This window comes from Xanthomonas citri pv. mangiferaeindicae (assembly GCA_002240395.1).
Classification (GTDB): Bacteria; Pseudomonadota; Gammaproteobacteria; order Xanthomonadales; family Xanthomonadaceae; genus Luteimonas; species Luteimonas citri_A.
Map to the genome: position 1 here is coordinate 923,818 of CP016836.1, position 9,915 is coordinate 933,732.

Below are 9,915 nucleotides of genomic sequence, written 5' to 3' on the forward strand. Positions count from 1 at the left end.
AAGGAGGATGGGGATGCTGTATGCGTTCGAGCTGGGACTGCGTGGCCTGCTGCGGCATCCGCGCACGATGGGACTGGCGGTCGCGACGCTGGCGATGGGGCTGGCGGCCACGATGACGATGCTGACCCTGCTGTCGATGCTGTCGGCCGATCCCCTGCCCGGCCTGAGTCAGCACCTGTACCTGGGTTGGGTCGATTCGCGCCAGGCCCCGGCCGCGGGCGCGCGTGCGTCCGACGACGTCGGCGCCCCGCCCCGGCTGTTGAAGCTTGCCGACGTCCAGGCCATCGCCAACGCCCAGCCCGGCGTCCGGCAGACCGCGCTGGTGCCGACCTCGCTGACCCTGGAAGGCGAGAACGCGCGACGCGAATCGGTGCGTGCGTTGCTCGCGACCGGTCCCCTGCCCTCGATGTTCGGCGTGCCGCTCCTGCATGGCCGCGGTTGGACCGAGCAGGAAGCGCGCGATCGTGCGCCGGTTGCGATCATCGACGCACGCACCAGCCTGCGGCTGTTCGGCCGCACCGATGGCACCGGCCAGTTGCTCCGCATCGGCCAGGGGCAGGTGCGGGTCGTGGGCATCAGCGCCGAATGGAACCCGCAGCCGGGCTTCTACGCGCTGCAGGAGTCGGATTCGGGTTGGGGTGAGGCGCTGGCGATCCGCGCGTTCCTGCCGCTGGACAGCGCGCTCGCAGTCGGCGTGACGCCGATCAGCGAGCAGGAGTGCGATCGCGGCGGGACCGGGGGCTTCCGCTTCAACGAGCTCGATATCGGCGCCTGCCGCTTCCTGCAACTCTGGGCTGAGTTGCCGACACCGCAGGCGGTCGACGGGTTCCGCGCCGCCCTCGAGCGGTACGCCCGGCAGCGCCACGACACCGGCGCGTTCGAGCGCCCACCGCAGGCGCAGCTGTACAGCGTGCGGGCATGGCTGACGGCCAACCGCGTGGTGCCCGACAGCGTGCGATTGAACCTCTGGCTGTCGCTCGGGCTGCTCAGCCTGTGCATGGTCAACGTCGCCGGCTTGCTGGCTGCACGTTTCCTGCGCCGCGGCGGCGAATTGGGCGTGCGCCGGGTGCTGGGCGCGAGCCGCCGGACGGTCGTCGTCCAATGCCTGGTCGAAGCGGGGGCGGCGGGCCTGGCCGGCGGCCTGCTGGCGCTGCCACTGACCCTGTTCGGGCTGTGGGTGGTGCGCTTGCAGGACCGTGGCTACACCGAGCAGGCCGTGCTGCACCCGGAGCTGTTCGCCGTGCTGCTCAGCCTCGCCGTTGCGGTGGGCCTGCTGGTCGGGCTGCTCCCCGCCTGGCGCGCGGCGCGGATCGAACCCGCGCTGCAGGTCAAGAGCCTTTGATGGAGCCCTCGATGATCCGATCGGCAACGCTGCCGCCCTTGCGGCCGATTCTCTCCGTGCTGCACCGCCAACGGCTGATGCCGCTGCTGGTCATCGCGCAGATCGCCCTGGCCTGCGCGATCCTGACCAATGCGCTGTTCCTGCTGCAGCGCCAGCTGGCCCCGATGCTGATTCCCGACGGCATTGTGCGCGGGCAGCTGCTGCTGGTCGATCAGTTGATCCAGGCGCAGGGGCGCTGGACCACCGCGGAGGTCCAGTCGCTGCAGCAGGCGCTGCAGGCGATTCCCGGCGTGCGTGCGGTGGCACCGACCCTCGGCATCCCGATGCGCCAGACAATGACGTTCACTCTCACGCTCGACAGCCCGGCCGACGTCAGCGTCACCGCGACCGGGTTCGCCGGCGAGGGTCTGGTGCCCGCGCTCGGGTTGGAGCTGGTGCGTGGCCGCGATTTCGAGGATGGCGACTACACCAGCAACGGCCCCCTGTTCGGTGACGACGCGCGCCGCGGCATCGTGCCGGTGATCCTGACCGAGGCGCTGGCACGCACGCTGTTCCCGGATGGCGACGCGATCGGCGGCGTGCTCAGCGATGCCGGCAAGCCGCGCTATGTCGTGGTCGGCACCGTCCGCCGCCTGCTGCGCTACCAACTCTCCGAGCTCGACGATGGTCAGGCCGAGTACTCGATGCTGATTCCCAACCGGGTCTTCGAAGACCTGCCGATTCTGGCGTTCGCAGTCCGCACCGAACCGGACGCGCGCGAGGCGGTGCGGGCGCAGATCCAGGCGGTTTTCGCGCGCCAGGATGGCCCCCAGCTGATGACCGGCATCGCACCGATCATCGTCGACTACGAGTCCCAGCGCTCGGATGCGTTCAAGACCCGGCGCGCGGCGGTGTGGCTGCTGGGCACCGTCTGCCTGGTCGTCACACTGATCACGTTGATCGGCATCGCCAGCCTGACCGGCTACTGGATCGAGCAGCGGATCCGTCAGATCGGCATTCGCCGCGCACTTGGCGCGACCCGCGGCGATGTGCTGCGGCACTTCCTGGCCGAGAACGCACTCATCGTCGCGGCCGGCCTGGTCCCGGGCATGCTCGCCGCATACGCGATCAATCAGTGGCTGATGCAGCACTACGCGATGGCGCGTCTGCCGCTGGCCTACCTGCCGATCGGCGCGGCGCTGCTGTGGCTGCTGGGCCAGCTCGCCGTCCTCGGCCCGGCGCGGCGAGCGGCGGCGGTGCCGCCGGCGGTCGCCACGCGCAGTGCGTGAGGCAATGCCCGAACCGACCTCCACCGCGCCGGGCGGTGCCAGAATGGCCCCCCGGACGCATCCCTCGCGAACAGGCCCCAACGCTCCTCCATGCCCACCGTCCTGATCATCGACGACAATCCCGCGGTCGCCACCGCGCTCGACGTGCTGTTCTCGCTGCACGACGTCGACACGGTGTATGCCGAGTCGCCCGAAGCCGGCCTGGCCGCGCTCGCGCGCGAGCCGGTCGACCTGGTGATCCAGGACATGAACTTCCGCGCCGACACCACGTCCGGCGACGAAGGCGCAACGCTGTTCGAGGCCATCCACGCACGCCACCCCGACCTGCCGGTGGTGCTGCTGACCGCGTGGACGCACCTCGAGTCCGCGGTCGGACTGGTGAAGGCCGGCGCGGCCGACTACCTGGCCAAACCCTGGGACGACCACAAGCTGATGGCGACGGTCGCCAATCTGCTGGAACTGTCGGCCAGCCGGCGCGAACTCGAGCGCCGCCGCAGCCGCGAGCAGCGTGACCGGCACGCGCTCGAGGACGCGTACGATCTGCGCGGCACGGTCTTCGACGACGCCGCGAGCGAGCGCGTGCTCAGTCTGGCCGTTCAGGTCGCGCGCTCGGAACTGCCGGTGCTGGTCACCGGGCCCAACGGCGCAGGCAAGGAGAAGATCGCCGAGATCATCCACGCCAACTCTGCGGTCCGCGACGGTCCGTTCGTCGCGCTCAACTGCGGTGCGCTGCCGGCCGACCTGATCGAGGCCGAGCTGTTCGGCGCCGATGCCGGCGCCTACACCGGCGCCAACCGAGCGCGCGAAGGCAAGTTCGAGGCCGCCGATGGCGGCACGCTGTTCCTCGACGAGATCGGCAACCTGCCGCTGGCCGGGCAGATGAAGCTGCTGCGGGTGCTCGAGACCGGGCGATTCGAGCGACTGGGCTCCAATCGCGAACGCCAGGTGCGCGTGCGCGTGGTCAGCGCGACCAATGCCGATCTGCCTGCCGCGATCGCCGACGGCCGCTTCCGCGAAGATCTCTACTACCGGCTCAACGCAATCGAACTCAAAGTGCCGGCGCTGGCCGATCGTCCGGATGACATCCTGCCGCTGGCACGGCACTTCCTGCCCGCCGGCCGGTCGCTGTCGCGCCCCGCCGAGCGCGCCCTGCTCGCGCACCGCTGGCCGGGCAACGTGCGCGAGCTACGCAATGCGGTGCAGCGTGCCGCACTGTTGTCGCAAGAGGCGGCGATCGCCGCCGACGCGCTGGGCCTGCCGCAAGCCGCCATGCCGGCGTCCGCTGCGTCCGAGCCGGACCGCGCGGCGATCGAGGCCGCCCTGGCGCGGGCCGGCGGCGTGCTGGCCCAGGCGGCCACCGACCTCGGGCTCTCGCGACAGGCGCTGTACCGGCGCATGGACCGCCTGGGTCTGCGGCGCGACTGATGCCCGCACGCCAGTTGCCACTGACGATCCGTCTGGGCGCCCTGGCGTCGCTGTTCGCAATCGCCGTCGCACTGCTGGCCGCCTGGCTCACACGCTGGCTGCCGGCCTGGTCGGCGGTCCTGACCGCGTCCGCACTGTGCCTGCCCGCCCTACTGTGGGCGGCGCAGCGGATGCTCGGCCCGGTCCGTGCGCTGTTCCGCGCGCTGGCCGGCGCGGTCACCTCCTATCGCGATGGCGACTATGGCTTCGGCATCCGCTGGGACGGCGGTGGCGAACTCGGCGAACTGGTCGCCGCGCACAACCGTCTCGGCGACGTGCTGCGCGAGCAACGCCATGCGCTGGTGCAACGCGAGCTGCTGCTCGACACGATGGTGCAGAACACGCCGGTGGCGATGGTGCTATTCGATCCGCAGCAGCGCGTGGTGCTCGGCAATGTTGCCGCACGCCAGCTGCTCGGCGACGGGCGCCGGCTGGAGGGCCAGGGTTTCGAGGCACTGGCGGCGCAAGCCCCGCCGGCGCTGCGCGAGGCCTTGCTGCGCGGCGGCGACGGCCTGCTGAGCGTCGGCGAGGAGGATCAGGAGGACATCTATCATCTGTCGCGGCGCTCGTTTCGCCTCAACGGCCGCCGCCACGAACTGGTGCTGCTGCGCAGGCTGACGACCGAGCTGCGTCGGCAGGAAGTGCAGACCTGGAAGAAGGTCATCCGTGTCATCAGCCACGAGCTCAACAACTCGCTGGCGCCGATCGCCTCGCTCGCGCATTCGGGCGCCGAACTGCTGCGACGCGGCCAACTCGAGCGCCTGCCCGACGCCCTGGCGACCATCGAAGAACGCGCGCGCCATCTCGAGGGCTTCATCCGCGACTACGCGCGCTTTGCGAAACTCCCGGCGCCGCGCACCGAAACGGTACCCTGGCGCACATTCCTCGCGCGCCTGCGCGACCAGGTGCCGTTCACGCTGGAAGGCGACGACGGCGGCCAGGTGCGTGTCGACGTCGCGCAGATGGCGCAATGCCTGATCAACCTGCTGCGCAACGCGCACGAATCCGGCTCGCCGGCCGACCAGGTGCGCCTGCGGCTGCGACGGCTGCCCGATGGCTGGCGTATCGATGTTCTCGATCGCGGTGACGGCATGAATGAGGCGGTGCTCGCCAACGCGCTGCTGCCGTTCTACTCCACCAAGCGCAACGGCACTGGCCTTGGGCTGGCGCTGGCACGCGAGATCGCCGAAGCCCATGGCGGGCGGATCGCCTTGCAGAACCGAGATGCGGGCGGACTGCGAGTGACGCTGCAGCTGCCGGAGCCGCCGGCCTGAGCCGGGTTGACACGCCACACTGGCTGTCATACGTTTATGACGATTTCCGGAGCTCCGAAAATTTCTTGGAGACCAGCCATGACCGCCCCCTCTTCCGACGTCCGCATCAACGCCCGCCTGAGCGGGCCGGATGCCGCCCGGTTCCGCGAGTTGCTCGATCGTAGCGGCAGGTCCGCATCCGACTTGCTGCGCGATGCGTTGCGCGAGTACCACGCCACGCACGTCCAGCCGCGACGCGACCCGCTCGATCTGCTGGCCGGCTACATCGGTGCCGGGGACGGGCCTGAGGACCTGTCGGCCGGATACAAGACCTACTTGGCGGACGCTTTGGAGGAGAAGCTGCCGCTGCGCGTGCAGGACAGACATGATCCTGACTGACAGCGGCTTCTGGATCGCGCTGGGCAATCGCCGCGACCGCCACCATGCCGTCGCGCGCACAGCGGTCGAGCGATGGGCAGGCGAAGGCTTCGCCACCACCTGGCCAGTCCTGACCGAAGTGACGCACCTGCTGGTTGCCCGTGTCGGGGTGCAACAGGCGCTGGCCTTCGTCGATTCCGTTTCACAAGGCGCCTGCGTCGTGCCGCCACCGCCCGAGGACGCCCTGGGCCGTGCTGCGCACCTGATGCGCCGGTATCACGACCTCCCCATGGACCTCGCCGACGCGTCGCTGGTGATCCTTGCCGAGCAACTGCAGGAAGGGCGCATCCTGTCCACCGACCTGCGCGACTTCGCAGGCTATCGCTGGAAGGACACGCGCCCGTTCGAGAACCTGCTGCTGCCCGGGACCTGATCGCTGCCCGCCGCGAAGACGCCCCGCTGATGCCCCACGACGACCGGCGACTGGCGCCGGTCGCCGGTTCCCCGGGGCTCAGTAGCTGCCGACGAAGTTGATGTAGACCCCGCGGTGGTCGTAGTCGAAGTCGGTCAGGTCGTCGCTGAAATCGGTGAAGTTGTAGCCCACACCGATCCGGAAGTTGCGACCGATATCGCGGTCCACACCGACCATCCAGCCCTGACGCGTACCGCCATCGTCGACGTCGAGCCAGCGGTACTCGGCCAGTGCGTGCCAACGCTGCAGCAACTCGTAGCGCACCTGGGTGGCCGCGAACGTCGTGGCCGAGTCGAACCACGCGCCGGTGCCGCGACCGTACCGTGCCTCGCCTTCGCGCCGCGCCAGCTTGCCGGCCACTTCCCAGTGGTCGTCCAGGCGGTAGACGCCTTCGAGCGACAGCACCTGCGACTTCTGGTCGACCTGCGCACCGCCGATCTGACCCAGCGTCGCCAGGTCGTACAGGTAGGTGTAACGGCCGAACAGACCCCAGCGCGAGCTGTCCCACGGGCGATAGGCGAAGCCGAGATTGCTCTCGATGAACTTTGCGCTGGCCGCCGGGTTCAGATCGTCCTGGGTATCGGCGTAGTTGAAGCGGGCGGCCACGCGCCAGCTTTCGTTGAGGCGATGCTGCACACGGTTGGTCGTGATCCACTGGGTCCGCCGCTCCACGCCGCTGTCCTCGCGCCACTCGATCTTGCTCTGCCAATCGGTCCTCGACGAGGTCCGCCCGCCCGACACGCTGATCGCGCGCCGATCGATCTGGCCGCCATCGCGGTTGGTCAGATCGCCGTCCGACAACGTCAGGCCGAGGTTCCAGCCGATCGCCGGGTAGAAATCCATGCCGTAGGTATGCGCCAGGCCGGACTCGTAGCGGGATTTGAGGAACTGACTCTCGTTGAACAGATTGACCTGGTTCGACAGCCGCCAGCGCTGGCCCAGCGTCCAGCCGTTCTGCTGCGAACGGTTGAACAACGGGTCGTACTCGGTGGTATCGGTCGAGTAGGTATACGCGCCGTAGAAGCTGTGCTGCGGGGTCAGACGGTACTCGCCGTTGATCTGCGCCGCGTCGCCGCGATCGCCGGTCGTGACTTCGGCGCCCACGTTCGACAGGTTGGCGAAGTTGTAGCGGCCGCCCAGGGTGTAGGCATCGTTGTCGGCGTAGCCGCCGTCGTCGTCGAGCGTCAGCTGCGCGGTGCCGTAGACATCCAGCGCGGTGCCGAAGCGGTGCGTGTAGCGCAGCGCACCGAGCACACCGGTCGCATCGCCGCCAAGGCGGCCTTCCTCGACACGGCGGATCTCGGCGGCAAGCGCGTTGACATCCGACAAGCGCCACTCGGTGACCGCCTGGGCCTGGGTCAGGGTCTCGGCGCCGCGCTCGGCACGGCTGTAGCGCGCGTAGAAGCCGACGTCGCGACCGAACTCGCCCAGCACCTCGGCGCCGTACTCTTCGACATCGGCGCCGATGTCGAAGCGCGCGACCGAGAAGCCTGCATCCACGCGACGCCACCACGCACCGGTGCTCCAATCGCTGGTGGTCCAGCCGAGCTCGCGGAAGTTCGCGCGGGCTTCGACCGCGGTGGCTTCGCCTTCGCGCGGGCCGACCGGATTGAGCTGCCCGAACGTCAGGCCGCCGTCGCTGGAGAAGAACACCGGGGCACTGGTCGCCTCGGTGCGGCTGTGCTCGATCTTGAGGTAGGTGCCCTTGCCGGCCTGCAGCGTGAGGTCGGCCGACATCAGCGTGTAGTCTTCGCCCGCCCGGCTCTCATCGACCCAGGTCGCACCGACGCCGACGTGATTGCCGAACCAGTGCTTGCCGCGCAGGCCGGCGGTGATCTCGTCGGGGTCGAAGCCGCTGGGCACCCACTCGTAGTCGACGAGCATGCGCACATCGAAACCGTCGAGCGGCTGGTCGCGGATGATCGTGGGCAGGTTTTCGCGGCTGACCTGCGAGAGCGGGCGAGTCAGCATGATGCGGCCCTGCAACTCGTTGATCTCGTAGTCGGCGCCGCGCAGCAGCACCGTCCGTGCCTCGACACGGCCCGTGGTCGGATCACGGACCTCGACCACGACCTGCTCCGAGCCGGGCAGCACGTCGGTGTGGCGCAGGTAGTACAGGCTGCCGCCGGTGCCGGAGAACTCGCTGTGACCCGGCGCGGTCTGCGCCTCGGACACGAACGCACGCAGTTCGGTCCCCGGATCGCCCCAGGCATTGGCCATGCGCGAGCGCCAGGCCAGCGCGGCGCCATAGAGCGCACGCTGGTACTGCCCGTACTCGGTGCCGGTGAAGCCGGTTGAGAAATTGCCCCACAGCGCCTGGTTCTTGTCCCAATCCATGCGCACGTAGAAGCGGCCCATGGTGTCGACGTCGCGATAGGTCGTCGAGTCGTCGCCGTAGGTCGGGTAGTACAGGTCGGGATCGACGCGCCGGAACACGTCCTGCGGGTCGGCCGAGGTGAAGCCATCGAACAGATCGCTCAGCGGCCGGTTCTGGGTGTCGGCCTGGGCGGTGATCAGATACTTGCCGCCGATCTTGCCCTTGCCGTAGAACGCCAGACGCCCGTCGCTGAGGATGTCGTCTTCGCGGCCCGCCATCGCCAACTCGCGACCGGGACCGCTGGCCTTGTTCTGGTAGACGGTGACGTCGGCGATACCGACGCCGAAGAAGTAGCGTCCGCTGACGTCGACATCGAGCGCGTGCTCCGACACTTCGCCATCGCGGCCACGCAGCCCGATATCGAAGCGGTGCTGGCCGACCGGCATCAGATACTCGGCGACGAACTTGCGCTCCAGATCGACCGGGTAGTTCTCGCCATTTATCAGCAGCGTCTGCCCTTCGGGCAGATTGCGGCCGGTGATGCGCACGCGCGAGCCGTAGACCGGGATGTTCTGCTGGCGCAGGCCATTGCCCGAGAACACGTTGTCGACCAGCGCCTGCGCGGCCGCCTGATCGGCGCCCAGCGACATGCCCAGGCCGCGCTCGGTGCTCTGGCGCAGGATCTGTGCGCCGCGTTCGGCTTCGGCCGGTGTCACCAGTTGCAGGCGCTGGACGAAGGTCTCGTCGAAGTTGCCGGCCGCGTCATAGGCGCGCAGCACGTACACCAGCTCGTCGCCGGTCCGGTACTGGCGGCCTGCGGGCAGTGTGCCGTCCCACTCGGCATCGGCGACCGCCGAGCGCGGCAGTTCGAACTGCGCGATCGGCTCGATCAGATCGGCATCGGCGGCGCGGTAGAGCGTCAGCTCCAGCCGCTCGACGAAGTCGATGTAGTTGCTGCGCGCGAAGAAGCGCACCGGCTTGATGATGCGGCCATTCTCGAACGGCACCATCGTCGGCGCCGACACCGACAGCTCCGGCTGGCCGAGATTGGGGTCCTCGGTCGCCCAGATGGCGCCGCCACCGGGCAACTGCACCGAGAACTGCCCCACCGCGGTCGCGCGACCCGGCTGCTCCAGCGCGACGCTGACGCGGCGATCGGGCTGCAGCGCCTGAGACGAGGACGCCTCGCTGGTGCCGCGGGTGACCGGCTGGTCGTAGCTGCGTGTGCGCAGCCGGAACAGCAGGTCGCCGTCGCTGCGGCAGCCGTCGGCGTCGCAGTCCATGGTCGCGGCGCCAGCGGCGCCGTCATCGGCGGTCGGCGCCGCGGGGGCGCTCTGCGCCGCTGCGGTCGTCGATGCCATGCCGGCCAGTGCGGCCAGCAGCGCTGCGTCGAGCAGCTTCCTCTTCATGATCCGGTCCCC

At 69.4% G+C, this 9,915-nt stretch carries 7 protein-coding genes; 6 read left to right on the top strand and 1 reads right to left on the bottom strand.

Annotated elements, in window-relative coordinates; translation table 11 throughout:
- Window positions 1-13: 13 nt before the first annotated feature.
- The 6 genes from BEN78_04010 to BEN78_04035 all read left to right on the top strand — a co-directional run bounded on the left by BEN78_04010 (window position 14) and on the right by BEN78_04035 (window position 6,138).
- The gene (locus BEN78_04010) at window positions 14-1,342 is read left to right on the top strand and encodes an ABC transporter (protein ASR42680.1); all 1,329 of its coding nucleotides are present in this window, start codon (window positions 14-16) and stop codon (window positions 1,340-1,342) included.
- Window positions 1,343-1,419: 77 nt separating this feature from the next.
- Window positions 1,420-2,610 (top strand): ABC transporter, encoded by a 1,191-nt coding sequence (locus BEN78_04015; GenBank protein ASR44891.1) that lies wholly within the window; start codon window positions 1,420-1,422, stop codon window positions 2,608-2,610.
- Between the two features lie 90 nt (window positions 2,611-2,700).
- Entirely contained in the window at window positions 2,701-4,035 is a 1,335-nt protein-coding gene (locus tag BEN78_04020) for a sigma-54-dependent Fis family transcriptional regulator (protein ASR42681.1), read from the top strand.
- Window positions 4,035-5,348: a histidine kinase gene (locus tag BEN78_04025; GenBank protein ASR42682.1), complete on the top strand. Its 1,314-nt coding sequence runs from the start codon at window positions 4,035-4,037 to the stop codon at window positions 5,346-5,348. The genes BEN78_04020 and BEN78_04025 overlap by 1 nt, the downstream gene beginning before the upstream one ends.
- A 78-nt stretch (window positions 5,349-5,426) precedes the next feature.
- On the top strand, window positions 5,427-5,726 hold the full coding sequence (locus BEN78_04030) for a hypothetical protein (GenBank protein ASR42683.1): 300 nt from the start codon (window positions 5,427-5,429) through the stop codon (window positions 5,724-5,726).
- On the top strand, window positions 5,713-6,138 hold the full coding sequence (locus BEN78_04035) for a hypothetical protein (protein ID ASR42684.1): 426 nt from the start codon (window positions 5,713-5,715) through the stop codon (window positions 6,136-6,138). Before BEN78_04030 ends, BEN78_04035 begins: the two co-directional genes overlap by 14 nt.
- Before the next feature lie 78 nt (window positions 6,139-6,216).
- On the opposite strand, the gene BEN78_04040 is transcribed toward BEN78_04035, so the two are convergent.
- Complete coding sequence (locus BEN78_04040) at window positions 6,217-9,903, bottom strand: hypothetical protein (protein ID ASR42685.1); 3,687 nt, start codon at window positions 9,901-9,903, stop codon at window positions 6,217-6,219.
- Window positions 9,904-9,915 lie beyond the last annotated feature (12 nt).